At 36.5% G+C, this 24,576-nt stretch carries 27 protein-coding genes; 23 read left to right on the forward strand and 4 right to left on the reverse strand.

The annotated features are described in order from the left end of the window. The first annotated feature begins 169 nt into the window (after positions 1-169). From IA57_RS04210 to IA57_RS04220, 3 genes are all read left to right on the forward strand, one after another. Entirely contained in the window at positions 170-2,905 is a 2,736-nt protein-coding gene (locus IA57_RS04210) for a class I SAM-dependent DNA methyltransferase (RefSeq protein ID WP_036119731.1), read from the forward strand. Between the two features lie 206 nt (positions 2,906-3,111). After that, positions 3,112-3,504, forward strand: a complete 393-nt coding sequence (locus IA57_RS04215) for a helix-turn-helix domain-containing protein (protein WP_036119634.1) — start codon at positions 3,112-3,114, stop codon at positions 3,502-3,504. A gap of 14 nt (positions 3,505-3,518) precedes the next feature. Then, positions 3,519-4,367, forward strand: a complete 849-nt coding sequence (locus IA57_RS04220; protein WP_036119613.1) for an IS3 family transposase — start codon at positions 3,519-3,521, stop codon at positions 4,365-4,367. Positions 4,368-4,459: 92 nt separating this feature from the next. Here the strand turns inward: IA57_RS04220 and IA57_RS12330 are convergent, their stop codons facing one another. From IA57_RS12330 to IA57_RS12335, 3 genes are read right to left on the reverse strand one after another with little or no spacing between them, the layout of a single operon-like run. Continuing rightward, positions 4,460-5,725: a nuclear transport factor 2 family protein gene (locus IA57_RS12330; protein ID WP_084176719.1), complete on the reverse strand. Its 1,266-nt coding sequence runs from the start codon at positions 5,723-5,725 to the stop codon at positions 4,460-4,462. Positions 5,726-5,739: 14 nt separating this feature from the next. After that, a complete protein-coding gene (locus IA57_RS04230; protein ID WP_036119734.1) occupies positions 5,740-6,444 on the reverse strand; it encodes a LytR/AlgR family response regulator transcription factor in 705 nt (234 codons plus the stop codon). Continuing rightward, positions 6,434-7,483 carry a sensor histidine kinase gene (locus tag IA57_RS12335; RefSeq protein ID WP_084176720.1) on the reverse strand — a complete coding sequence of 350 codons (1,050 nt, stop codon included), beginning with the start codon at positions 7,481-7,483 and terminating at the stop codon, positions 6,434-6,436. Before IA57_RS12335 ends, IA57_RS04230 begins: the two co-directional genes overlap by 11 nt. Positions 7,484-7,718: 235 nt before the next feature. On the opposite strand from IA57_RS12335, the gene IA57_RS04240 reads away from it, so the two are divergent. The 18 genes from IA57_RS04240 to IA57_RS04325 all read left to right on the forward strand — a co-directional run bounded on the left by IA57_RS04240 (position 7,719) and on the right by IA57_RS04325 (position 20,884). Next, positions 7,719-8,717 carry a DUF6624 domain-containing protein gene (locus tag IA57_RS04240; protein WP_051880985.1) on the forward strand — a complete coding sequence of 333 codons (999 nt, stop codon included), beginning with the start codon at positions 7,719-7,721 and terminating at the stop codon, positions 8,715-8,717. Between the two features lie 103 nt (positions 8,718-8,820). Continuing rightward, a complete protein-coding gene (locus IA57_RS04245; protein ID WP_036119738.1) occupies positions 8,821-10,014 on the forward strand; it encodes a dipeptidase in 1,194 nt (397 codons plus the stop codon). A gap of 209 nt (positions 10,015-10,223) precedes the next feature. After that, on the forward strand, positions 10,224-10,667 hold the full coding sequence (locus tag IA57_RS04250) for a lipocalin family protein (protein ID WP_036119741.1): 444 nt from the start codon (positions 10,224-10,226) through the stop codon (positions 10,665-10,667). A 35-nt stretch (positions 10,668-10,702) separates the two neighbouring features. Continuing rightward, positions 10,703-11,284 carry a Crp/Fnr family transcriptional regulator gene (locus IA57_RS04255; RefSeq protein ID WP_036119744.1) on the forward strand — a complete coding sequence of 194 codons (582 nt, stop codon included), beginning with the start codon at positions 10,703-10,705 and terminating at the stop codon, positions 11,282-11,284. A gap of 55 nt (positions 11,285-11,339) precedes the next feature. Beyond that, a complete protein-coding gene (locus tag IA57_RS04260) occupies positions 11,340-11,666 on the forward strand; it encodes a hypothetical protein (RefSeq protein WP_036119747.1) in 327 nt (108 codons plus the stop codon). Between the two features lie 93 nt (positions 11,667-11,759). Continuing rightward, entirely contained in the window at positions 11,760-12,338 is a 579-nt protein-coding gene (locus tag IA57_RS04265) for an NAD(P)H-dependent oxidoreductase (RefSeq protein ID WP_036119750.1), read from the forward strand. A gap of 130 nt (positions 12,339-12,468) precedes the next feature. Then, positions 12,469-12,687, forward strand: coding sequence for a hypothetical protein (locus tag IA57_RS12670; RefSeq protein ID WP_201770125.1), 219 nt, complete (start codon positions 12,469-12,471; stop codon positions 12,685-12,687). A gap of 93 nt (positions 12,688-12,780) precedes the next feature. Further along, a complete protein-coding gene (locus IA57_RS12675; RefSeq protein ID WP_394359131.1) occupies positions 12,781-13,173 on the forward strand; it encodes a CPBP family intramembrane glutamic endopeptidase in 393 nt (130 codons plus the stop codon). Between the two features lie 319 nt (positions 13,174-13,492). Then, positions 13,493-14,077, forward strand: a complete 585-nt coding sequence (locus IA57_RS04280) for a hypothetical protein (protein WP_131505673.1) — start codon at positions 13,493-13,495, stop codon at positions 14,075-14,077. Positions 14,078-14,106: 29 nt separating this feature from the next. Continuing rightward, a complete protein-coding gene (locus IA57_RS04285; protein ID WP_036119757.1) occupies positions 14,107-15,894 on the forward strand; it encodes an outer membrane protein assembly factor BamB family protein in 1,788 nt (595 codons plus the stop codon). A gap of 377 nt (positions 15,895-16,271) precedes the next feature. Further along, the gene (locus tag IA57_RS04290; RefSeq protein WP_036119759.1) at positions 16,272-17,066 is read left to right on the forward strand and encodes a cation transporter; all 795 of its coding nucleotides are present in this window, start codon (positions 16,272-16,274) and stop codon (positions 17,064-17,066) included. Between the two features lie 16 nt (positions 17,067-17,082). Continuing rightward, positions 17,083-17,448, forward strand: coding sequence for a DUF2200 domain-containing protein (locus tag IA57_RS04295; protein WP_036119762.1), 366 nt, complete (start codon positions 17,083-17,085; stop codon positions 17,446-17,448). Between the two features lie 140 nt (positions 17,449-17,588). After that, positions 17,589-18,020 (forward strand): PH domain-containing protein, encoded by a 432-nt coding sequence (locus IA57_RS04300; RefSeq protein WP_051880986.1) that lies wholly within the window; start codon positions 17,589-17,591, stop codon positions 18,018-18,020. 215 nt (positions 18,021-18,235) lie between these two features. Continuing rightward, the gene (locus IA57_RS04305; RefSeq protein WP_036119764.1) at positions 18,236-18,469 is read left to right on the forward strand and encodes a hypothetical protein; all 234 of its coding nucleotides are present in this window, start codon (positions 18,236-18,238) and stop codon (positions 18,467-18,469) included. 139 nt (positions 18,470-18,608) lie between these two features. Beyond that, positions 18,609-19,211, forward strand: a complete 603-nt coding sequence (locus IA57_RS04310) for a MarR family winged helix-turn-helix transcriptional regulator (protein ID WP_036119767.1) — start codon at positions 18,609-18,611, stop codon at positions 19,209-19,211. Between the two features lie 16 nt (positions 19,212-19,227). Then, the gene (locus IA57_RS04315) at positions 19,228-19,836 is read left to right on the forward strand and encodes an alpha-ketoglutarate-dependent dioxygenase AlkB family protein (RefSeq protein WP_036119770.1); all 609 of its coding nucleotides are present in this window, start codon (positions 19,228-19,230) and stop codon (positions 19,834-19,836) included. A 119-nt stretch (positions 19,837-19,955) separates the two neighbouring features. Further along, positions 19,956-20,525 (forward strand): HNH endonuclease, encoded by a 570-nt coding sequence (locus IA57_RS04320; RefSeq protein ID WP_036119773.1) that lies wholly within the window; start codon positions 19,956-19,958, stop codon positions 20,523-20,525. A gap of 8 nt (positions 20,526-20,533) precedes the next feature. Then, positions 20,534-20,884: a hypothetical protein gene (locus tag IA57_RS04325; protein WP_036119776.1), complete on the forward strand. Its 351-nt coding sequence runs from the start codon at positions 20,534-20,536 to the stop codon at positions 20,882-20,884. 6 nt (positions 20,885-20,890) lie between these two features. On the opposite strand, the gene IA57_RS04330 is transcribed toward IA57_RS04325, so the two are convergent. After that, positions 20,891-21,361, reverse strand: a complete 471-nt coding sequence (locus IA57_RS04330; protein ID WP_036119778.1) for a CBS domain-containing protein — start codon at positions 21,359-21,361, stop codon at positions 20,891-20,893. Between the two features lie 114 nt (positions 21,362-21,475). On the opposite strand from IA57_RS04330, the gene IA57_RS04335 reads away from it, so the two are divergent. Beyond that, complete coding sequence (locus IA57_RS04335; protein ID WP_036119781.1) at positions 21,476-23,782, forward strand: M28 family peptidase; 2,307 nt, start codon at positions 21,476-21,478, stop codon at positions 23,780-23,782. A gap of 44 nt (positions 23,783-23,826) precedes the next feature. After that, positions 23,827-24,543: a tetratricopeptide repeat protein gene (locus IA57_RS04340; RefSeq protein WP_036119783.1), complete on the forward strand. Its 717-nt coding sequence runs from the start codon at positions 23,827-23,829 to the stop codon at positions 24,541-24,543. The last annotated feature ends 33 nt before the right edge of the window (positions 24,544-24,576 follow it).

Genomic DNA, 24,576 nt, shown 5'->3' on the forward strand with positions numbered 1-24,576 from the left:
AAATAACTTTGCCTAACAATGGCTATAGTTCATTGCTTCGGATTTTCTGCCGAAAATCCTCGCACTTTTACTATCTTGTTTTCTTAATCGGAAAATCCTCGCGGATTTTCACGCAACGAAACCATAGCCGAAACCGTTGGCGTGCATGCAAAAGAACAGAGAATAAATAATGGCATTAAGTTGGAATGAAATAAAAGACCGAGCCTTAAAATTCACAAAAGAATGGCAAGGAGAAAGCAGAGAACGTGCTGAAAAAGACACGTTTTGGAATGACTTTTTTAATGTTTTCGGTATTTCAAGGAGACGACTAGCCACCTTTGAAGAACCAGTAAAAAAACTGAACAATAAACAAGGCTTCATTGACCTTTTTTGGAAAGGAACACTGCTTGTAGAACACAAATCAAAAGGAAAAAATCTTGATGCAGCTTTTGAACAAGCGACTGACTACTTTCATGGAATCAAAGAGCATGAATTACCAAAATATGTTTTGGTTTCTGACTTTGAAAACTTCAAACTGTATGACCTTGACGACAAAAAAGAATATGAGTTTGGAATAAAAGACTTCCATAAAAACATTAAGCTTTTTGGATTCATAGCAGGTTATCAAAAACGGACTTTCAAGGATGAAGACCCTGTAAATATCAAAGCAGCCGAACTAATGGGAAAACTTCATGACCAATTAGAAGAAAGCGGTTATGAAGGACATCCCTTAGAAGTTTTCTTGGTAAGGTTGCTTTTTTGCTTGTTTGCAGACGACACAGGAATTTTTGAAAAAGATACGTTCAAAGAGTTTATAGAAGTTAAAACAAATGAAGACGGAAGCGATATTGGTGCATGGCTAGCTCAATATTTTCAAGTTCTAAACACACCTACTGCCAAACGACTTAAAAACCTTGACGAACATTTAGCAGCTTTTCCTTATGTAAACGGTAAACTCTTTGAAGAACCTTTGCCAATTGCATCATTCAATTCAAGAATGCGTGAAATTCTTTTAGAATGCAGTTCATTGGATTGGGGCAAAATTTCGCCTGCGATTTTTGGTAGTATGTTCCAAAGCGTAATGAATCCCGAAGAACGTAGAAATCTTGGAGCTCATTACACGTCTGAAAAGAACATACTCAAACTTATAAAACCACTTTTTCTTGACGAACTTCAAGCAGAATTTCAAAAGGCAAAAAGCAATAAAAACAAGCTCAAAGAATTTCACCAAAAACTCGGTAGTTTAAAATTTCTTGACCCAGCTTGTGGTTGTGGTAACTTCTTAATCATTACCTACCGTGAATTACGACTTTTAGAATTGGAAGTCCTTAAAGAGTTGTATGGTGGTCAACAAGTTTTTGGAATCGACCAAATAATGCTCGTTGATGTTGACCAATTCTATGGTATTGAATATGATGAGTTTCCTGCTCGCATTGCAGAAGTTGCCTTGTGGCTAATGGATCACCAAATGAACTTGCGTATTTCAGAAGCATTCGGGATGTACTACGCACGTTTACCATTAAAAAAGTCAGCAACTATCGTGCATGGAAACGCTCTACGAAGCGAATGGACAGAGATAATTCCAAAATCTGAACTATCTTACATTCTTGGTAATCCACCTTTTTATGGCTCTAAAAACCAAAACAAAGAACAAAAAGAAGACATGAAAAATGTTTTTGGTTCATTGAAAGGTTCAGGGGTTTTGGATTATGTGACAGCATGGTATTTAAGGGCAGCCCAGTTAATACAATCTTCGAAAATAGAATGTGCTTTCGTTTCAACAAATTCAATTACTCAAGGAGAGCAAGTTGCAGTTTTATGGAACGAGCTGCTAAACCGTTATTCAATCAAGATAAACTTTGCTCACCGCACATTTAATTGGAAAAATGAAGCAAAAGGTAATGCTGCTGTTCATGTGGTCATTATAGGTTTTGCAATTTTCGACAAGAAACCAAAAAGACTTTTTGAATACTCTGATATTAAAGGAGAGCCTCATGAAGTAAAGGCTAAGAATATTAACCCATACTTAGTTGATGCTTCTAACTCAGTTGCGATTTCAAGAAGTAAACCGTTATGCTCTGTCCAAGAAGTTATTCGTGGTAGTGAAACTACAGATAGTGGTAATTTCATGTTATCAGAAGAAGAAAAAAATGAACTTTTAAAAAACTATCCTCAGTCAGAAAGCTTTGTTAGGACTTTTCAAGGTGGTGGTGATATTATCAATAATCGTAAAAGATATTGTCTATGGCTCAGAGATGTCAGTCCTGCCGCATATCGAAACATACCTTTGGTAATGGAGAAAGTTCAAGCTGTTAAAGATTTTCGACTAAGTAGTAAAAAAGAACGTACACGAAAATGGGCTGAATTTCCAACCTTATTTTCTGAAGACAGACAACCTGAAAATGATTTTTTAGTAATTCCAAAAGTTTCATCAGAAAGGAGAAAATATGTTCCTATTGCCTATTTACCTTCTTCTGTAATCATAAACAACACTGCTTCTGCTCTACCTAATGCCAACCTTTGGTATTTTGGTATAATTACAAGTCTAATGCATATGACTTGGTTAAAATATACTTGCGGAAGGATGAAAAGCGACTATATATATTCTATTCAGATTGTTTACAACAACTATCCTTGGCCAAAAGAGCCAAGTGATAAGAACAAAAAAGCAGTTGAAACTAAAGCGCAAAAAGTATTGGACGTTAGAGCTGAGTTCCCTGAAAGTAGTCTTGCTGATTTGTATGACCCTTTAACTATGCCACCAAAATTGGTGAAAGCTCACCAAGAGTTGGACAAGGCAGTTGATTTGTGTTACAGACCACAAGCATTCACAAACGAAACGGCTCGGATTGAATTTCTATTTGACTTGTACAATGAATACACAATGCCATTATTGAAAAAAGAAAAGAAAACTAAAAAGAAATAAAGCACGACACGCCAACAATGGCTATACGTAATGCGGGTGAAAGTGCTGATATGAAGTTAATTACATTAAATAAACTAACTGCTAAACGGAAAGTGAAGTGCCTTGAAATCCCGCACTACGCATAGCCGAGACCGTTGTGCAACATTTGAACAAAGGCATCGTCCTGAAATAGGTTGACTAAAAAATCATTTAAAATTAGTCAACATATGGAACAACAATCAAAATCATCCTGCCAAAAAAAAGCCTATCAAAAAGTAGGGTTTGAACTCAAACTTTTAATCATTGACCAAATTCATAACGGACAGATCTCTGTCAATTATGCAGCTAAAAAATATCAGGTTTCTAGAAGCTCTATTCAGTATTGGATAAAAAAATACAGTACCTTAGAGCAAAAGAAATTAGGAATGAGCAAAAAAGACGAGATCAAAAAACTTAAAGAAAAGATTGAAGAACTGGAGTTCGTAAAGGACTTCCAACAGGACATCATAGCTGACATGGAACTCATTACAGGCGTGGATATGTCAAAAAAGTCATTGCCCAAAACATTAGCAGACGAGATAGAGAAAAAGAAACAAAACCGTTTAAAAGAAAATGGTTAACTACATGTTTTGGGATATCCAAACAAGCCTTTTATAAACGCTTAAAATCTTATAAAAACAAGCAGATTAACGAACAAATCTTATTACAACTAGTCAAACAATGTCGTAATAAAATAGGACAACAAACTGGTGGTAAAAAACTTTATGACCACCTAAAAAAAGACATGAAAAATCAGAACATAAAAATGGGAAGAGATAAGTTTTTAATATTCCTCAAGAACCATAACCTACTGGTTAAGAGAAATAAAAATTATCATATCACAACCAATTCTAAACATCATTTCTTTAAATACAAGAACCTGGTGAAAGATAAACTACCTACCAGAGCTGAACAACTTTGGGTAACAGATATAACATATATCAAAACCGAAAAAGGACACAACTATCTGGCCTTGGTAACAGATGCATACTCTAAACAAATCATGGGATACCAACTAAGTAACCACATGAGGACAGAACTATGCTTAAATGCGCTTAAAATGGCTTTAAATAACAGGAAGTATCCTAATGAAAAACTCATCCATCATTCGGATAGAGGCATCCAATATTGTAATCCTGCTTACACGCAGTTTGCCGAGAAAAACAACCTAACTATAAGCATGACTGAGCAGTACGACCCTTACGAAAACGCCGTGGCCGAACGTATTAACAAAACTCTTAAGTATGAATATGGATTAAAACAAACCATTAAAAACACTAATCTAGCTCAAAAAATGACTAAAAAAGCTATATTTACATACAACAATTTTAGAACGCATTGGAGTCTCAATTTAAGCACACCTAAAATGGCCCACTTAAAACAAAATATAGACTACAAATCGTATCGGAAAAATAATAACAAACTGGAATTTTTAACCATTTAAAATACATCCAAAAATGGTCAACCTATTTCAGGACAAGACAGGCATTGTAAAGAAGTTATCAAACTAGATTCATCTTCTTTTTTAAATGATGATTATGATTTCGGATATCTATTTACATCTTTATACTGCCATAACAGATTTACTATACTCCACGTACCATCTTGTTTTATTAAATGTAAGTATTCCACCCAATTATCTGAAACCAATTTTACTGTAGCTATGCGATTATAAATATCCAGTATGGTAATAGTGTTTGATGGATTAAAAGGGAATTTGGTGTTTGATTTATTCCACGTGGCTGCATATTCTATCATCTGTGCCTTTGTTGTTGCTCTAGCATATTCTTTTTTTGTTGTTCTATCCCAGCCAATAGTAACCTTATTTAGACTATCATTAAGGACTTCGTTCATTAAATTTGGTTTTAAATCTTGTAATGCAACCAAATAACCCAGAGATAGTCTTTTAATCTCGGTTGAATCTTTTTTAGAAGCTATAGCGGCTAATGTGATTTTTGCGTTAGATGGAATTTCACTAGTTCGAATTCTTTTCTTGTCTACATCAAATTGATCTAAACCAATATAGTTTCCAATACTATCATATTTTTTTTCTCCGTAAGCAAATCCCCATTGATTCGTTACTAAATTATCATTTTCGTCATAGTAGCTGTAGGTAGCATGGTTTCCGTTGGTGTCATATATATCTTTATATGAAGCTGTTCCTTTATCATTTGCAATTACTTTTAAATTGTCATCTAGATTATAATGTGCTAAAGGAAAGCCATTTTTGTCTAAAAGTATTCCTGTTGTTCCAAACTGAAAATAAGGAGATAATGCAACGGCTTCCTTTTTTAAATTATAACGTTTTTCAATGATTAACTTCTTGTTTTTGCTCCATTGATATTCTGATATTCCCCAATTAGATTCCATAGGCAGGTCTTTTTCATCGTAAAACTGAAGTTTGCTCTTAAAACCTCGTTTATTGAAGGTATAAACCTCTTTAAAGATCTCTCGATCATTAGTTATTCGTTTTCCATTCTTATCATAAAAAACTCTAATCTCCTTATCTTTTGGATATGATATTTCAACTCTGTAAACGCCTAAAGAAGCTAATGGATGTTGTCTTTCGGTATGATAATGATTATTGATAATTTCAATAATTCTTCCAGAATCGTCATACTTAAAAATATAATGCGACGTGGTTTCAGCTGTTTCTTTATTAATTGGATAAGTCCCATTTAAATCTAGATATGGGGACACATGATTATATCTTAAATGTCTAAAATATTGAGTTCTATCAGTATTTTGAGCGTAACTTGTTGCCATTATAATAAATAGCACTGCTAGTTGGAAATATTTCATATTTGATTGATGTATTATTGATTTTGATTGAGCTGTTTCATCACATTAGCCTTATAAAAATCGCCAATTGGAATTTCTATCTTACCTATTTCAATATCTTGTTTTGTAAACGCTGTGATTTTTGTTGTATTAACTATATACGACCGATGGACTCTTAAAAAACGGGAATCTAATTTTTCTTCAAAAGCGGTAATGCCATGCTTCAACATTATAGAAGCGTCTTGAAGGTGAATTTTAATATAATCTTTGATGCTTTCAATATAGATTATGTCATCAAAAAAAACTTTGATGTTCTTTTTGTTGCTTTGAACAAAAATATGTGAATCTTCAAATTGTGAGTTTTCTGTAACTCCAATAGATGATTTACTAGTATCTATAAATTTTTCAATCGCTTGAAAAAAACGTTGAAATGTAATTGGTTTTAAAAGATAATCCAAAGCATTTAAATCAAAACCTTCAATAGCATAGTCTCTATAGGCAGTCGTAAATATCACTTTAGGCTTATGCTTTAAGGTTTTTAAAAAGTCAGTTCCTTTTAGCACTGGCATTTCTATATCCAAAAACAATAAATCTATGGTTTCAGACTGCAATACTTTATGCGCCTCAATTGCAGATGAACACGATGCTATTAATTCAAAATTATCGAATTGAGACAAATGAGTTTCAATAAGCTCTCTTGCTAAACTTTCATCATCAACGATTAGACATTTATACTGCATTATTTGTAATTTTTAAGTTTACGGAATATAGGTCTCGTTCATTATTAACGTCTAATTTATAACTACCTGGATATAATAAATCTAATTGTTTTTTTATGTTCTTCAAGCCAATGGTTTCTCGGTTTTCATCATGATTTTTTTCGGAAATAGCTGGCTTTGTATTTACTATTCTAAATTCGATATTTCGTACATCGCCTTTAATATAAATATCAATACGTGCTGTATGTATCTCTTGGCTAACACCATGTTTAAAAGCATTTTCTAAAAACGTAAGCAAAAGTAATGGCGCTATTTTAGCATCATGCGTTATATCCGTATTAAAACTAACTTTCACACGATTTCCATAGCGCACTTCTTCGAGATCTACGTAATTGTGCAAAAGTGCCACTTCATTTTTTAATAGGACATACTTGTCCTTACATTGGTATAATATATAATCTAATATTTCAGAAAGTTTAGCAATTACTTCAGGTGTCTTATCCGATTTTTTTAATGCAAGCACATATAAATTGTTTAATGTGTTAAATAAAAAATGCGGGTTTAATTGATTTTTTAGAGCATTTAATTCTGAAGTTCTTTTTTGTTCTAATAAGTTAGCCGTTTCTTTTTGTTTTTGGTAATAATTAAAAACAACTAAAATTATGGTTGGAAAAAGATACCCAGGAATACTACCTATGTACGCAGGGAAGTTTGTAAACCTGTCTGCTAGAATAAAGGGAGGCCTGTACGAAAATTCATCAGGATAAGAAGGTATTAAAATGTATGCTTTATAAATAGAGTAGCTAATAAATAAAATATAAATTAAGACCAAACAACTAGAGAAAAAGACAAGTTTTCTATTGGCATTTAATAAATATGGGATACCTATTTTTATAATAGCATACGCTAATATTATTTGCAGAATTAGCTTAAAAAAAACAGATTCAAATAAAAATATTTTATTGGTTTCATAAGGCCAAGACACACTCATGAAATAAATGAGTAAGACTGTCCAGAACAAGATATGTTGGAATGTTTTTTTATTTAAAAAAGAAGCCATATCTATTAATTAGTAAACTTTGTTGCTTAAGTAAATCTACAATTTATAGGTAATCTATTGTTTATTAATAGACAGAAATATGATTACAGCCAATAAAAAGCTATAATGCACAAACAAAACGGTTTTTGGTTCAATTTTACATTTCTGTCTTCTTAAAGTTTTGATTGGTCTACTTTTTTATTTCTGAATTTAAAAGCGTTATAATTTGCCAACATGAATTATAAATTAAAAAACGATGAAACGTACATTAGTAACAACATTTGTATTAATTATTTTTTCAGCAATGCTTGGTGTTGCTCAAAACACTAATCTTAAATATGCTAATTTAATAAGAGATGGTTGGAAACTTTGCTTGGAAAAAGACTATAATGGCTCGGCAAAACTCTACGAAAAAGCCTTTAAGCTTAATAATGAAGTCCCTTTGAATGACCGCTATAACGCCTCGTGTATTTATGCCTTATCTGGAAATGTCAATATGGCTTTCCATCATTTATTTATTACTGCAAATGATTTAAAGTGGGATGATTATAATCATTTAATCAATGATAGTGATTTAAAAATTTTGCATTCAGATAAACGCTGGGAAGAATTAAAGTCGATTGTCATGCAAAATAAAGAAGAGACTGAAGCGCACTTTGACAAAGATTTGGTAGCTGTATTAGACACCATATATTATGACGATCAAAGCACTCGAAACCAAATCCGTTCTATGGAAGAGAAGTATGGAAGAAATTCTAAAGAAATGGATACCTTTTGGCAAACTATTCTTAAAAAAGACTCTATTAACCTTATTAAGGTTAGTAAGATTTTAGATGAAAGAGGATGGCCAAGTAAATCACTTATTGGCAAACGAGGCACTTCTACCCTATTTTTAGTGATACAACATGCCGATCAAGAAGCTCAAGAAAAGTATTTACCTTTAATTGAAAAAGCAGTAGCAGACAACAATCTTCCTAAAAGACAATATGCCATGTTTTATGACAGACTACTTTTAAGAAGGGGCGAAAAACAAATTTATGGAACTCAATTAGCAATTAATAATGAAAGTAAAACACCTTATGTCCTGCCATTAAAAGACCCAACTAATGTTGATGCTCGAAGATTACAAATGGGGCTTAATACCATGCAAGAAAATCTAAATAGATGGAATCTTATTTGGGATATAGAAACCTACATTAAAGAACTACCAGCTATTGAAGCTAAAGAGAAAGAGCTAAATAACAAAAAAATATAATTTACTTGCAAAATATAACAGATTGTAAACTTAAGAAGGGCCTATTCAATAACGTAACGCAACAAATCTAAATTTATAGATTTTTAAAAATGAGTTCAAAAATATGAGATGTTTAATACTATTATTGTTTATTTTAATATCCTGTAAGAATTCTACTGACCATAAATCTGAATCAAAGACCTTTGAAGAAATTCATAGTCAGGCAATATTTGTTGATTCCCATAACGATATTCTGTTACAGACAATGGGAAAAGGTTATATAATTGACCATGACTTAACAGGAAAAACCCATAGTGATTTAGACAGAATGAAAGTAGGCGGATTAGATGTTCAATTTTTTTCTGTTTGGAGCGATGGCAACCAGAAAAACCCATACAATTTTGCCAATACACAAATAGACAGCTTGGATGCAGTTATTAAAAGAAATCCGAACAAGATAGTTAAAGTTGCAAACACCAAAGAATTACTAAATACAGTAAACCAGAATAAAATAGCTGCCTTAATTGGTTTGGAGGGTGGACATCAGATTGAAGATGACTTGAAAAAATTAGATTCTCTTTACAATCGTGGAGTTCGCTATATAACGCTTACCTGGAACAATTCCACCCAATGGGCAACCAGTGCATTTGATGAGACAAAAGAAAACAGCACACTTAATTCTGAAGGAAGAAAAGGACTTACCGAATTTGGGAAACAAGTTATCCGTAAGATGAACGAATTAGGAATAATCATAGACGTTTCGCATGTTGGAGAACAAACTTTTTGGGATGTTATTTCTAACACAAAAAAACCGATTATTGCCTCTCACAGTTCTGTATATAGCATCTGCCCTCATCCTCGAAATCTAAAAGATGACCAGATAAAAGCAATTGCAAAAAATGGGGGTGTTGTCCAGATTAATTTCAATTCAGGATTTTTAGATTCAACCGTCGGAAAAAAAGAAAACCAGTTTCTTAAAAAACATAAGGCTGAAATTGACTCTCTCAAACTTTCCGGTGTTAATCCTTATTTCGCAGAAGAATTAATGTACTCAAAATACCATCAAGAATCAGAGAAATTAAAAGCCTCCTTTAATTTAGTAATTGAACATCTTGAGTATATTATTAAACTAGTTGGAATTGACTATGTTGGAATAGGGTCTGATTTTGACGGAATTGTTTTACCACCAAAACAACTAAATGACGTCACGAAATATCCTTTAATTACAAAAGCGTTGGTCGAAAAAGGATATAATCAAAATGACATTTCAAAGATTCTTGGAGGAAATATATTGAGGGTTTTAAAAGCAAATGAATGAATAAAAATGGCTGCTACCAACACCGTGTATAGCGCTAAAATTCTCGACAGCTCCCAATCTACAATCTCCAGCACAAACGAAAACAACAAACCACGAAAAATTATTAGCTACAGAACACCAAAAAACATTAAAATATGAACTAAAAAATGTAGCTTAGCAGCAACTAAAAAAAGCGCCGTTTGTTGCGTTAGCACATTGAATACAAGACTATGAGAAATAATTTTATCTTGATTTTATTATCAACATTGCTACTATCTTGTGGAAATGATGATTCATCTAACCCAAACAATACTGTAAATCTAGTTGGCCAGTGGAAAATTACGCAACGGACTATTGACGGAAATGAAAATCCTCTCGGAGAATGCGAACCGTTCAGTACTTATACTTATATTGAAAATGGAACTTATTCTGAATTACACTACACGGCAGATGCAAATACAGAGTGTTTAGATAATCCGAGTATTGAATTTAATGGAACTTGGCAAAAAAACAGTGAAACAAGTTATTCTTTTACAAACTCTAACGACGAAACTTCCGAATTTTTAATTGAATTTAATTCCAATAATTCTTTTACAAAAACATTTTCCACGTTGTCTAATCCAAATGACCCAATTATTCAGACTATAACCGAAAAGTTTATAAGAATAGAATAAAAAACGCTACACGCGGCCTTTGCGACCCTTAAAAAATGAACCTTGAGCCTATTTTAAACAACATAGAACAAGCATACGCACCGCTTTCCAAAGCGTGTCGCGAAGAGTTTATAGCAAATTCTGAGGTGAAGCATTTTGAAAAAGGCGACATTGTAGTGCGCGAAGGCCAATATGCTAAAAAAGCCTATCTAATTATCAACGGCTGTGCGCGAGCCTACTACTTAAAGAATGGGAAGGACATAACCGATTGGCTTACCTTTGAAAATCAGTTTATGGCTTCTATTATTAGTTTTTTCAGCAATGAACCGAGTCCGCATTATGTGGCATTTGCAGAAGATTCGACCGTTCTCGAATTTTCGAAAGACACGGTTGATGCCCTTTCAAACAAGCACCATGATTTTGAACGCTTTATAAGCAAAATCGTTACAGAAACCATGCTGGGGCTTTGCGAACGATTACATATCGTCCAATTCTCGAAAGCCGAAGAACGCTATCAGCATTTAATTAGCGTTTATCCCAACATTACCCAACGCATTCCTTTAACGCACATTGCCTCTTATTTGGGCATTACATTAGAAACGTTAAGCAGAATTAGAAGCAAAAACGTTCGAATTTGATTTAGATCAAATGAAGCGTCTTCCATTAATGCAATCTTTGTAAAAAATTAAACCAATGGAAGAAAATAAGACAGTCAATAAATCAATTTGGGGCACATGGTGGACGGCTTTTAGAAAATGGTTCTACCCAGCTTGGCTTATCTACGAAACTGTCATTCGTTTTTACGACTATGCACTAGGCGTTTATCACTATATCATCCTTCAAGAACAAATTTGGGGCGTAAAAATGGCTCAACCAGTCGCCCTATTGGCCAGTAGCCTCACATTTGCTATATGCTTTTTCTTTCTGACTGTCCCGGCTTCCATGGCATTGTTCAGGTATTTTAACACAAAAGACCTAGCAAGTAATTCAACAGAACAAAAAATTAAAAGGTTTCTCTAAACGTATGAAATGAGCCAAAACAAATCTTGAAACCCAAAGAGATGATTATTGGCGAATTACATCTAACCCCTTAAAAACAATAAATATTAACAGATGAAAAGAATATTGGTCATAAATGGGCATCCCGATAAAGAAAGCTTCAACTTCGCCCTGTCCAACGCCTACACCAAAGGAGCTTTAGCCAGTAATGCTGAAGTTAAAACAATCAACATCCGAGAGCTTCAGTTTAACCCGAATCTTGAGTTTGGCTACAGAAAACGAACCGAATTGGAACCGGACCTCATCAAGGCCCAGGAGAAGTTAAAATGGGCAAATCATATTGTATGGGTTTACCCAGTTTGGTGGGGCTCTGTTCCCGCAATTATGAAAGGCTTTTTAGACCGGGTATTGCTTCCCGGGTTTGCGTTTCAAAAACGACCAAATTCACTTTGGTGGGATAAACTAATTACAGCCAAAACATCCCGAATCATCTGCACCATGGATCAGCCAAACTGGTACTATAAGTGGTTTTATGGCAACCCCAGTCACAATGCCATAAAAAAATCGACCCTGCGTTTTATTGGCGTGAAATCGGTTAACATAACCGCTATTGGCCCCGTTAGATTATCTAAAGATAAATTCCGTGAAAAATGGCTAAAAAAGGTTGAAAAATTAGGAGAAAAGAACCTATAAAAATGAAAGCTAACCCCACTACCGCGCGATTGCATCGCAAACCAACAAGGCGTATCATTGCAATTTGATATCTTTAGGCTATGTTAAGGAAACCATAACCAAACCGTTGCCTTAATAAATGCACAAGTAAATGATAGGGATTTTAGTCGCAATGGCCATTTCGTGGGTGCTTTTACATGTTACTGAAAAGAAAAATATTTTAGCGTTAGGGTTTCTCCCTCTAACAAAAAGGCTAAAGCAATTCTTAATCGGGTTTTTAATTAGCGGGGCACTTTGTGCGCTTGCACAATATTTAGAGGCTTATCTAAAATCAGCTGCCTGGGTTTTTAATGATCATATTAGTCCCTAAATGGCTTTAAACGCCTTTTGGTGGGATTTTAAATCTGTACTAACAGAAGAACTCGTTTTTCGCGGCGCATTACTTTAAATCCTCATTCAAAAAATAGGTACGAAAAGAGGCGTTTTAATTTCGGCAATAGCCTTCGGAATTTATCATTGGTTCTCATACGGCGTTTTAGGAAATATAATGGCCATGATTTTAGTGTTTATCGGAACTGGATTAATGGGCTACGCTTGGGCCTGGGCGTTTTCGAAAACCAAATCCATTATGCTGCCTTTCGGGCTTCATTTGGGATGGAATTTTGTTTACAACACCATATTTTCGAAAGGACCGCTGGGCAACTTAGTCTTAATTTCTAAAGGCGAAAACGAGTTAACCGATTGGGCTTCACTCTTCAACTTTATAAGTGGCTTGATTATCGTTCCTTTTATAGTGCTCCTGTATGTAAAGTATTTTGTAAAAAAAGAAACAAACATAAAAACCTCACCCAACTAAAGCACGACAACAACCTCCTTTATCTTCAACTTTTTAACCGCAATCCAGCTGCTGTAATTATCGGGATACAACACCCCTTTCATCACAGAAAAAACTTGCTTTAATAGCACAGTACTGCCTAGTTTCCTTTTCAAAAAAAATAGCCCTATTGGTCTTTCTCTGTTTTCAACTAGAATCATTTCTAAGCCTTAAGCCATCAGCTTTTATTAGCGCTCTTCAAAAAAAAAAACAGTTTAAAAATGTTTACCATTTCATAATTCTACCATTAAGTAAGAGCGACAGAAAATTACCACATAAAAAATAACTATAACAAAAACTCATGAATTTAATTAAACACACTTTTAGACTTACAGCCCTTATGCTTGCAACACTTGTACTAACCTCTTGCAGTAAAGACGATGACAGCACGACTAACCCCAACACCAATAATTCGGTAAACATTGAAGAAGGACGGATTACCTTTGATATTTCAAACTTTGAAAATACCACTATGAACGGTGACGTGGAGTATTTCCTTAACAACAGTTACCCTACTAAATACTTCAGCATCTCTAATGTCGAATCCATGATGCATAACGACAGGATGTGGGGCATTCTCATTGAACAACACTCCAACGACGACATTGTTCTTCCACAGCCGGGAGAATACCCTATTGTTCAGGGGTTGGCAAACACCTACGACCAAACCTCCTTTAATATTACCGTCTCTATGTTTACAGATACCATGACCGATACAGGCTTGCATTTTGGAGGAAATAGCGGCGACATTACCGGCACTCTAAAAATCGTTAGCATTACCAACAACATTGTTAAAGGCACCTTTAATTTTGAAGCCTACGCCTCATCTGGACAAAAAATTATTGTAACCAACGGCAAATTTGCCGCACCAAAACACTCATGGTAAAATAGGTCATACTTCCTAAATGTTATAAAATGAAAACAACCATCCTCTTTAAGATGCTAATTTTTTGCGTCTGTATCTGCTTAGGTAGCCCTAGTGTTTTTGCTCAAGATACAACGAACGCAACCACCATTAAACTGGACTTCACCCCAGATTTTATCGATTTTTCACCCGATGATCGTTATATGGTAGCCGAAAACGAAACCCGATACCTAGTGTGGGACACCCAAACCAACAACAAGGTTGTTGAGGGCAAGTATGCCTTTAAAATCGGTCGGTTTGCAAAAAGCATCTCGATTCCCTCTGGGAGTGGGTATTTTTTATTTGGCAACGAAAAGGTGTTTATAACCATCGATTACCAGCATAACAACTCCCACATTAAAGCCTTTAATCTAAAAGACGGCACGCAAATTTGGGAAACCAACCAGTTAGACATAGGCATTGGTTTAACAGAAACCCTTATTAGTGCACACGCAGGGAGCACATTGGATGTAGAGGTAAATGGCATCAAACTGTCAAAACCACAGCTGGCAAACAATTTCTTTACCCGCGACCGCTTTCTCGACAGGCTTATCAATTACGTTCCCGAAAAACACGCCATCGCTCTTAATGGCAAAAACGGATTGCAATTGATAGATGTTCGCAACGGAAAAATCCTATGGACACAACAAGCCTTTAAAGGAGGCATTGGCGAGTTGCTATACAACGCACCATCCAACAAACTTCTTGCCATTACTGTACCGGCAACCGATGGCGCTATCGACCTACTTACCACCACGCCCGAAGTAATTGCCCTAAATGCCACGACTGGAACCATAGCCTGGAAAGTGGCCTATACCGGAGACTTTATGCCCAATTACGCCTCTATTGTTAACAACACCTTGGTGCTTCCTTATCTGGAACTCGCTTTTATCGACCTAAAAACCGGCACCGAACGCCAGGGCGATGTGCATAGCCGTATGGCCGCAGCAAAAAACGTGACCAAAGGATTGGGAGGCCTAATGGCTATAGACAAAGCCATGGGCGGCAGTTTTGGAGCTAATGCCAATCAACCCAGTAAATACAATAGGCTTATTCCTCGTGCGCTTCATTTTAACAACCAAGGAAAACTGTGTTATTTTACCATGTTTGATAAAAACGGCACATGGGGCACCGGAGGTAAAAAAGGGTACACCATTATCGACATTAAAAAAGATAAAATCGAGCTAGAAGTGCATGACCTTTTGGGCAGCCAATGGACGCCACTACAAGATGCTATGGCCAATGGCATTTTTTATGTAAAAGCAAGCGGAAATTTAAACCGAACCACCATAAAAGCCATTGATGCCCGCAACGGAAAAGAACTTTTTGAGACTGAAAAAGCCAAAAACAGCGCCGATATTTCCAAAGCATTTAATCCTTTTATGATTGATACCCACAACAACCGACTTATTGATGTGGTGTCTAAAGGCGTTTATATATTTAATGCTAAAACAGGCGAAAATATGGCCTATACCTCAACCAAAGATTTGGGAGTTGGCACGGTTAAATTCAGTGAGTTCTTTGCCAACGGCTTGCTAATTTTTGGCACCAAGGGCGTTGGTGTAATAGACTTTAAAGGAAACATTATTGCAAGCGTTTCTACCAAAAACATCAAGGGCTTTGCAGCCACAGCACAAGAAATACAGTTGCTAGAAAACAAGCGATTTATTCGTATTGATGCCAATACCGGAAAACTGTTGGAAGAGCAACCCCTTGGCAAAACCAACCAGATTGCCTTTAGCCCTTCTGGAAAAACACTGGCAAGAGCCAAAGGAGCACATATCGAACTTTTCCAATAAAAGCCACACCTTCATATCACTCAAAAAAAATCCATGGGTTAGGCATTAAACAACCCGTGGACTTTTCATTTTACCACCTCAACAAATCAACAATATCTGCTCCAATTGCCGTTCCTTATTGTTGATACCAATGCTAAAAAAACGCCTAAACATGGCTCCCTTGCAGGCCGTTAAAAACATCATCCATACCAAAAGAGCAACAAAAAGCGTATTAATTTGTACAACCAAAAAAGATTACAACTATCTTTAAACTTTTAAGGTCTACACAACACCTTAACGCAACAAAGCACAAACAAAAAAGAAGACAAAGAAACACAAAACGAACCAGTTGCTGCTAGTAATAACTAACACTAAGCCAGCTTATCCTTTAAAACCAAATGAACAAAACCATATTCGAAATCGCCCAAATGGATTGCCCTTCTGAGGAAACCCTAATCCGAATGAAGTTGGAAGCGTTTTCAAATATTGCCCATTTAGATTTTGATATTGCAAACCGAAAACTAACCGTTTTTCACAGCGGACAGGTCACCCTTATAGAAAAGGCCCTCTCCGAACTAAATTTAGGCAGCAAAACAATAGTAACCCAACAAACCAATCAAACAGATTTTGGCGAAAGCACCAACCAAAAAAAACTGCTCTGGACGGTACTCGCAATTAATTTCGCATTTTTTATTATCGAAATAACAACAGGACTCATTTCGAAATCAATGGGATTGGTTGCAGACAGCCTAGACATGCTTGCAGACAGTTTTGTTTACGGCATTAGCCTATTTGCCGTTGGTGGTTCTTTAGTACGAAAAAAAAAGATAGCCAAACTTGCCGGATACTTTCAAATTATACTGGCCGTTATTGGGTTTGTAGAAGTTTTAAGACGCTTTATAAGCACAGAAACACTGCCAAACTTTTCAACCATGATCGTTGTTTCGGTTTTTGCACTTATGGCCAACGGCCTTTGTCTTTTCATCTTACAAAAGGCAAACAACAAAGAAGATGCCCACATAAAAGCAAGCATGATTTTCACTTCAAATGATGTGATTATTAATCTAGGTGTAATCGTTGCAGGCGTTTTGGTAAACTGGCTAAACTCAAGCAAACCCGATTTAATTATTGGAACCATTGTTTTTGCCCTAGTAATTCAAGGTGCCTATAGGATTTTGAAATTAAGCAAATAATCTTATTTTACATAACATGAAAACAACACCCGAACACAATAACAGAATAGCAAAAATGACCTTTGCCTCGGTATATCCCCACTACGTTACCAAAGTTGAAAAAAAAGGCAGAACCATAGCCGAATTGCATACCGTAATTAAATGGCTTACCGGATTTAATGACGAAGACATACAAAACCATATCGAAAACAAGACCACTTTCGAAACCTTCTTTTCACAGGCCACATTAAACAAGCATGCCCACTTAATTAAAGGGGTGATTTGTGGCTACCGAATAGAAGAGCTTAAAACCCCATTAACAAAACAAGTTAGGTACTTAGACAAGCTGGTAGACGAATTGGCAAAAGGCAAAAAAATGGACAAGATTTTAAGAAAAGAATAGCCCTACAAATGGATTGTTAAAACACAGCAACACCAACACTTTAATATTTTAATATTTTTACTTATATTGATTGCACTTAACCTAACCCCTAAAAACCAGTATTAAATTAAGCAAAATGTATAGTTAAAACATAAAATACTATGGAAAAAAAGTATCCTGCCAAAACTTCCTACGGGTTGTTGTCTTTTATTTTTTTTATATTTTTTGCCCCACTAACACCTAAATTAATCAGCAGCGACTTAAACATCGATAACTTATGGTTAATTGTCTTCCTACTACTTATTTACGCCCTAATACTGCACATGTTTTTAAAGACCAGCTATGTTATAGAACATAACGAGCTTAAAATAAAATGTGGCTTAATTTCCTTTAATCCCATTAAAATTTCCGACATAAAGGAAATCTCCAAAACAAGAAACATCATCTCCTCGCCCGCACCCTCCTTTGACCGAATAGAAATTAAATACGGGAAATTTGATGAAATTATCCTTTCACCAAAAAACAAATTAGACTTCTCTAACGATCTAAAAAAGATTAATCCCAACATAAGAAACAACATTACCCAAGACTAGAAACAGCCCTTTTTAATTAACCCTCACGCCAACATCTGGCACGTTGGCATTACCTCCTGAATTAAAAACACTCAGGCCACGTCCCTAATGGCTAACGCCCATAATCACGCGTATAAGACCAAAGCTTCCTCATGAATTCTATTTTAATTTGCTTTTGTTAGGATTCCTTACTATATTTGTTCAGGCAATAGTGCTTAAACTTAAAAAACATCATTATGGCAAAGTCAATTTTTTATCACGCAGGATGTCCTGTTTGTGTTAGTGCAGAGCACGACATCTTAAACCTAATAGGCTCGGACAATGTAGAAGTCGTTCATGTTGGCGAAAACAAAAACAGAATCCCCGAAGCAGAAAAAGCTGGTGTAAAATCGGTTCCCGCACTGCTTACCCCAAACGGTCATGTGCTTCATATTAACTTTGGAGCTTCTATGGCAGATGTTAAGGGCTAAAACGCCCGGCTTAAATGTTAGGGCTACCCCAGTACGGCAGCCCTAACTTTAATAACTACAAAATAAAGTATCGCACTTGCCCTAACTTCTTAGGATTCCTATATTTGAAAAAAGGTTATTAGCATAAAAAAGGCAGCCCATGGCATCATCATTCAACACAAAACAGCAAGAAGAAAACTTAAATAGTAAAATTGTTGTTGCCCTAGAACGTATTTCCGAAGCCTTTAGAGTGTTGCTTTGGAACGAAAGCAAGGAAACCGCCTTAAGCCCTATTCAAATACAGCTGCTCATTTTTTTACTGTTCCATACTAAAAATGCTGGTACCGTAAGTTATCTAGCCAAAGAATTTAACATGAGTAAGGCAACCATTAGCGACAGCATAAAAGTATTGCTTAAAAAAGAACTGGTTCAAAAAGAAAAAAACCCGAAAGACACCAGAAGCTTTATCGTTACCCTCACCCCTAATGGCCTTAGCGTTGCTAAAAAAGCGGCATCGTTCGCCAACGTTATAGAAAAACCCTTCGACAAACTTAGCCCAGAGAAAAAAGACATTATTTATAACAGTTTGCTAAGCGTTATCAACGACCTCAACCGCTCTGGAATTATTACCGTACAGCGCATGTGTTTTAGCTGTGTTCACTATAAATTACAAGACAACCACCATTATTGCGGCCTGTTACAAAAACCTCTAGCAACCAAAGCACTTAGAGTAGACTGTCCAGAACACGAATTAGCTGTTTAGGTTTACCTGTTTTTTTATGACACTTTTTGATTTTGATACCGACCACACTAAAAACTGGCTCCCTAAAGATGGTATGGTTAATTACTACGGAAAAATCTTGCCTTTGGAACATGCCAATGCCTATTTCGATGACCTCCTAAAAACCATAGCTTGGCAACAGGACGAAGTTGTTATTTACGGCAAGCGCATACGCACCAAACGCAAAGTGGCGTGGTATGGCGATCGGGCTTTTAAATACACCTACGCCAACACCACCAAAAAAGCATTGCCGTGGCCCCAAACATTAATCGCCCTAAAAGCCCTAACAGAACAGCATACCAAGGCTACCTATAACGCCTGTTTGCTCAACCTATACCACACGGGAAACGAAGGCATGTCTTGGCATTGCGATGCCGAACCCGATTTAAAAAAAGAAGCCCCTATTGCATCCTTAAGCTTTGGCGCCCAACGTAAGTTTTCCTTTAAGCACAAACAAACAAAAGAACGGGTAGACATCTTTCTGGAGCACGGCAGTTTATTGCTCATGACAGGCAGTACGCAAACCCATTGGTTGCACAGCCTACCGCCTACTAAAAAAGTAACTTCACCCAGAATTAATTTAACTTTTAGAACCATAACCACCTAAGAAGTTTTTTTTTAAAAAAAACACCCATTTTCCTACGCTTAAGGCTTAAAAAAACGCTACAACGCTTGGAGTAATCTATTATTTTGTATATTGCAATACCCCTTTAAGATTAATAGCTTATGATTATTTCCTTTAGTAATGAAATTTGGAAGGATTTTTCCTTTCCAGAAAGCAATACTGTGGAATCTTTTAAGATTTCAAATTACGGCCGTGTTATTCGTATTATAAACGGCCAAGAAAACAGTGATGAGAAACTTTATCGCCCAAGGCCTGTAAATGGTTACGAAGTGATTAACATCAGGCTTGCCAACGGTAAAAAAACCACGAGGTATTTGCACAAAATTGTTGCGCAGTTATTTATTGAAAACCCAGAAAACAAAAATTTTGTCACCCATCTGGACTTCAACAAAGAAAACAACCACGTTGATAATTTACAATGGATGACCTATAGCGAGCTAGGCAAGCACCACGACAACAACCCCTTGGTTATTAAAGGCAAGGAAAATCGGAAAAAAAACATTCCCTACTCCAAATTAAGTGAGGCCAAGGTAAAATTGATAAAACGAAAAATTTTCGACCCCAATAGAAAAACCCGCCTTAAAATGATTGCCAAACAATTTGGCATCTCAGAAATGCAATTGTGGCGCATAAAATCGGGTGAAAATTGGGGGCATGTTAAAGACTATTAAACCGCCTCATGCAAAATACCTGCTTAGAATGTAACGAAAAGCTCATTGGAAGAATTGACAAAAAATTCTGTAACGACGCCTGTAGAAACACCTACAATAATAGGCTTAATAAAGATTCCAGAAACCTAATTAGAAACGTAAACAACAGGCTTCGTAAAAACTACAGAATTTTAGAGGACCTAAACCCCAACCAAAAAACCAAGGTAAGCCGCTCACGACTTGTTGAAAAAGGGTTCGATTTCAACTATTTAACCACCGTTTACACTACAAAAGCAGGAAAAACCTATTATTTTGTTTACAACCAAGGCTACCTCCCCTTGGAGGACGATTATTTTGCCTTGGTTAAGCGGGAAAATTAAGTGACCTTATTTCCAGTTTTGCCCCTTAAGCTTTAAAGCGGCTTTTAAAATATCCTTTTGACTTATTTGCCCAATAAGTTTGCCATGCTCTAAAATAGGAAAACGACGTATTCTGGAGTTTAAAAACTGTTTTGCAGCATCAAAAATATCCATGTTCCCATCAATGGTCTCTACATGCTTAACCATTCGGCTTTCTACATTACTCTGCTCCATTGGCATATTGTAATACCGGCTTTCGCTAATTTGTTTTAAACAATCCCCTTCAGAGATTATGCCCACCAACTCGTTGTTATCATTAACAACAGGCCCACCAGAGATTTTATTTTCAATCAGCATTTGTATAACCTCCTCAATCGATTGCTCTGGCTTGAACGTGATTAAGTCTTTAGTCATATAATCGCTCACTTTTATAGCTGCGCTTTCAGCCTGCTCTTGCTGTTGTTTCTTTCTAGGCCCTTGAAAACTTTTTATACCCATGGTTATCAGAATTTAATGCGTCTTAAATATATGTTTTTTAATTGATTTTTCCTACTTAACTTTCCTCCCAATGTGTTAATTATTTGTTGTATCTTTTCCTATAAAACCATTTCTATGTTTAAAAAACTTGGGGCATTGGCATTACTTATTGCCGCTGTTGTGTGGAGTTTTCAGGTGTTGTTGCCCAGCGACATCTCGGATATAGATACACCAGACGAGGCCTTTTCAACCCAACGCGCTTTGGTGCACTTAAAAGAACTATCAAAATCGCCACACTATTTAGGCAACCAAGCCCACACTCAAGTAAGAAACTACCTGGTCTCTGAATTGGAAAAACTCGGACTTCAACCTCAAATACAACAAGGCTTTTCACTAAGCAAATGGGGAAACCTCTCAAAACCAAAAAACATCGTTGCTAGAATACCCGGAACCGACAACTCTAAAGCACTCTTGCTGCTTTCGCATTACGACAGCAATCCACACTCCTCCTTTGGCGCAAGCGATGCCGGATCGGGAGTCGTAACCATTTTAGAAGGCATACGCGCCTTTCTCACCAAAGGCAAACCGCACAAAAACGATGTGATTATTCTCTTTACAGATGCTGAAGAGCTCGGGCTAAATGGTGCCGATATTTTTGTAAACCAACACCCTTGGGCCAAAGATGTTGGACTTGTCTTAAATTTTGAGGCCCGTGGCAGCGGCGGCCCCAGCTACATGCTTGTCGAAACCAACCAAGGCAATGCCAACCTGATAAAAGGATTTGTTAAAGCCAATCCTGAATTTCCAGTGGCAAATTCCTTAGCCTATAGCATTTATAAAATGCTGCCTAACGATACCGATTTAACACGCTTTCGTGAAGACCAAGATATCGATGGCTTTAATTTTGCTTTTATCGATGACCATTTTGATTACCACACAGCTCTAGACACCTACAACCGACTAGATAGGCCTTCGCTAGAGCACCAAGGCAGCTACCTCATGCCCTTATTATCGTATTTTTCCAATGCAGATTTAACCCAAATAAAAAGCCATAACGATAACATTTACTTTACCGTCCCAGGTTTTAAAACGGTTATTTATCCTTTTAAATGGATTTTCCCCGCGCTTGGATTGGCTATTTTCTTGTTTGTTCTACTTATTGTTTACGGGGCTAAAAAAGGTGTTTTAACAACTACTGCTGCGCTTAAAGGCGTTTACGCCTTCCTACTTGCTATGTTAGGCACAGCTGCCGCAGGATTTTTGCTTTGGAAAAGCATTTTGGCCTTGTTCCCGCAGTATAACGAAATGCTTCATGGCTTTACGTATAATGGCCACAGTTACATTCTGGCCTTTGCATGCCTATCCCTCGCCATTTGCTTTTATGTGTACCATAAATTTCACAATACAAACAACACGGCCAGCTTGCTCTTAGCTCCTATTTTCTTTTGGCTACTGCTATGTACCTTTGCCGGTGTTGCACTAAAAGGGGCTAGTTTTTTTATTATTCCCGTTTACTTTGCCTTACTAAGCTTGTTTGTACTTATTAGACAAAAACAACCCAACCTAATGCTATTGGCTCTATTGGCAATACCTACCCTAGTTATTATGGCGCCTTTTGTCAACATGTTTCCCATTGGTCTGGGATTAAAAATTCTGTTTGTTTCCTGTGTTTTTGTAAGCTTAAGCTTTGGATTTCTAATGCCCGTTTTTGGGTTCTTTAAACATAAAAAACGCTATGCTATTGTGTTTACAGGTCTTGGACTATGGTTCCTTATTGCGGCATTTTCTTCTTCAAGTTTTTCTGAAGATCGCCCAAAACCAAACAGTCTGGTTTATCTGCTGGATGCCGATAAAGCAACAGCCAACTGGGCCACTTACGACCATATTCTAGACCCTTGGAGCAAAAGCAAGCTAGGCGAAACCCCTAAACTCGCTACTACCCTTAAGTCCTATACCGCAGCCAGCAAATACGCCACAGCATTTTCGTACGTACAACCCGCACAAGTTAAACCGCTCGCCGCACCAACCATAGCGATTTCTACCGATACCATTATAGACCAAAAGCGCACGGTAGAAATATGTGTAACCTCCCATAGAAAAGCCGAAAGGTTTGAGGTGTTTGCCGATACTTCATTAGTATTTAACAAGGCCATGATTAATGGTGTAAATGCCCATACAGCGCCAAGTTCGAACACTGTTTTCGGCAACCGATCAAGCAAACGTTTGTTTAGTTATTACATCACTGAAAACCTTCCGTTGGATCTGGTTTTAACCTTTCCGGCCAATCAGGAAACCACCTTAGAATTTTTTGAAGCCACGTTTAACCTGTTAGAACATCCGGCATTTAATATAAAACCGCGCGAAGCCAACATGATACCGAAACCTTTTGTATTAAATGATGCTGTAATCGTTAAAAAATCCATCACCATTGAAGCGCCTTAAAAACAGATTATTTTTTCTACTTTTAGGGCTTAAATTTTTTAAACATGAAACGCATTACAGGCATTAGCCTTTTTTTATTGGTTTTAAGTATGAATACGATGGCGCAAGACCAATCTCTTAAAAAACATTACGAAGCATTTTACACCCAAATGAAAGCCCAGGGCGATGTTCAAGGTGTAATAAACAGCCTGACGCACCTAAACATTTTAGACCCATCGGTAGCGCGTCAAGACACCTTGGCTTATGTATACATGAGCGAAGGCAAATACATGCAAGCCCTAAATACCATTGGCATTGAAAACAAGGCAACAGACTCTAATTTAGCCATAGAGGTTAAAGCTTTTTCCTTAAAATCTGTAGGACAAACCCAAAAGGCCATTACACATTTCGAAGCCCTTTTTTCGAGAAGCAAGGACGTTACTGTTGCTTACGAATTGGCCGAGCTGTATTTACAACATCAGCAACTAACCCAGGCAGCAACCCATGTAGACTACGGACTAGAACATGTTAAGGACGACATTTTTAGAGTTTATTACGAAACCCAACAACCATATCGTGTGCCAATAAAAGCAGGGTTTCTATACTTAAAAGCCTTAGTCGTGTTTAATCAGGATAAAACCGCAAACATAGATCAGGCCATCACCCTACTTGAAGAAGCCTTAAAGGTGGCTCCTAATTTTAACTTAGCGCACATTAGCAAAAATGCTCTGGAGAGTCAGAAACCTGAAGAAAACACCGAAGAAAACAAAACGAAAAAATAGACTTATTAGCATAAAAAAAGGCGGTTTTAAAAC

It is taken from the genome of Mangrovimonas yunxiaonensis, from assembly GCF_000733475.1.
Taxonomy (GTDB): Bacteria; Bacteroidota; Bacteroidia; order Flavobacteriales; family Flavobacteriaceae; genus Mangrovimonas; species Mangrovimonas yunxiaonensis.

What these genes read in the sequence shown, in the direction of transcription:
- IA57_RS04210 (WP_036119731.1), top strand. Translation starts at nt 170, where the DNA reads ATGGCATTAAGTTGGAATGAAATAAAAGACCGAGCCTTAAAATTCACA.
- IA57_RS04215 (WP_036119634.1), top strand. Translation starts at nt 3,112, where the DNA reads ATGGAACAACAATCAAAATCATCCTGCCAAAAAAAAGCCTATCAAAAA.
- IA57_RS12330 (WP_084176719.1), bottom strand. Translation starts at nt 5,725, where the DNA reads ATGAAATATTTCCAACTAGCAGTGCTATTTATTATAATGGCAACAAGT.
- IA57_RS04230 (WP_036119734.1), bottom strand. Translation starts at nt 6,444, where the DNA reads ATGCAGTATAAATGTCTAATCGTTGATGATGAAAGTTTAGCAAGAGAG.
- IA57_RS12335 (WP_084176720.1), bottom strand. Translation starts at nt 7,483, where the DNA reads ATGGCTTCTTTTTTAAATAAAAAAACATTCCAACATATCTTGTTCTGG.
- IA57_RS04240 (WP_051880985.1), top strand. Translation starts at nt 7,719, where the DNA reads ATGAAACGTACATTAGTAACAACATTTGTATTAATTATTTTTTCAGCA.
- IA57_RS04245 (WP_036119738.1), top strand. Translation starts at nt 8,821, where the DNA reads ATGAGATGTTTAATACTATTATTGTTTATTTTAATATCCTGTAAGAAT.
- IA57_RS04250 (WP_036119741.1), top strand. Translation starts at nt 10,224, where the DNA reads ATGAGAAATAATTTTATCTTGATTTTATTATCAACATTGCTACTATCT.
- IA57_RS04255 (WP_036119744.1), top strand. Translation starts at nt 10,703, where the DNA reads ATGAACCTTGAGCCTATTTTAAACAACATAGAACAAGCATACGCACCG.
- IA57_RS04260 (WP_036119747.1), top strand. Translation starts at nt 11,340, where the DNA reads ATGGAAGAAAATAAGACAGTCAATAAATCAATTTGGGGCACATGGTGG.
- IA57_RS04265 (WP_036119750.1), top strand. Translation starts at nt 11,760, where the DNA reads ATGAAAAGAATATTGGTCATAAATGGGCATCCCGATAAAGAAAGCTTC.
- IA57_RS12670 (WP_201770125.1), top strand. Translation starts at nt 12,469, where the DNA reads ATGATAGGGATTTTAGTCGCAATGGCCATTTCGTGGGTGCTTTTACAT.
- IA57_RS04280 (WP_131505673.1), top strand. Translation starts at nt 13,493, where the DNA reads ATGAATTTAATTAAACACACTTTTAGACTTACAGCCCTTATGCTTGCA.
- IA57_RS04285 (WP_036119757.1), top strand. Translation starts at nt 14,107, where the DNA reads ATGAAAACAACCATCCTCTTTAAGATGCTAATTTTTTGCGTCTGTATC.
- IA57_RS04290 (WP_036119759.1), top strand. Translation starts at nt 16,272, where the DNA reads ATGAACAAAACCATATTCGAAATCGCCCAAATGGATTGCCCTTCTGAG.
- IA57_RS04295 (WP_036119762.1), top strand. Translation starts at nt 17,083, where the DNA reads ATGAAAACAACACCCGAACACAATAACAGAATAGCAAAAATGACCTTT.
- IA57_RS04300 (WP_051880986.1), top strand. Translation starts at nt 17,589, where the DNA reads ATGGAAAAAAAGTATCCTGCCAAAACTTCCTACGGGTTGTTGTCTTTT.
- IA57_RS04305 (WP_036119764.1), top strand. Translation starts at nt 18,236, where the DNA reads ATGGCAAAGTCAATTTTTTATCACGCAGGATGTCCTGTTTGTGTTAGT.
- IA57_RS04310 (WP_036119767.1), top strand. Translation starts at nt 18,609, where the DNA reads ATGGCATCATCATTCAACACAAAACAGCAAGAAGAAAACTTAAATAGT.
- IA57_RS04315 (WP_036119770.1), top strand. Translation starts at nt 19,228, where the DNA reads ATGACACTTTTTGATTTTGATACCGACCACACTAAAAACTGGCTCCCT.
- IA57_RS04320 (WP_036119773.1), top strand. Translation starts at nt 19,956, where the DNA reads ATGATTATTTCCTTTAGTAATGAAATTTGGAAGGATTTTTCCTTTCCA.
- IA57_RS04325 (WP_036119776.1), top strand. Translation starts at nt 20,534, where the DNA reads ATGCAAAATACCTGCTTAGAATGTAACGAAAAGCTCATTGGAAGAATT.
- IA57_RS04330 (WP_036119778.1), bottom strand. Translation starts at nt 21,361, where the DNA reads ATGGGTATAAAAAGTTTTCAAGGGCCTAGAAAGAAACAACAGCAAGAG.
- IA57_RS04335 (WP_036119781.1), top strand. Translation starts at nt 21,476, where the DNA reads ATGTTTAAAAAACTTGGGGCATTGGCATTACTTATTGCCGCTGTTGTG.
- IA57_RS04340 (WP_036119783.1), top strand. Translation starts at nt 23,827, where the DNA reads ATGAAACGCATTACAGGCATTAGCCTTTTTTTATTGGTTTTAAGTATG.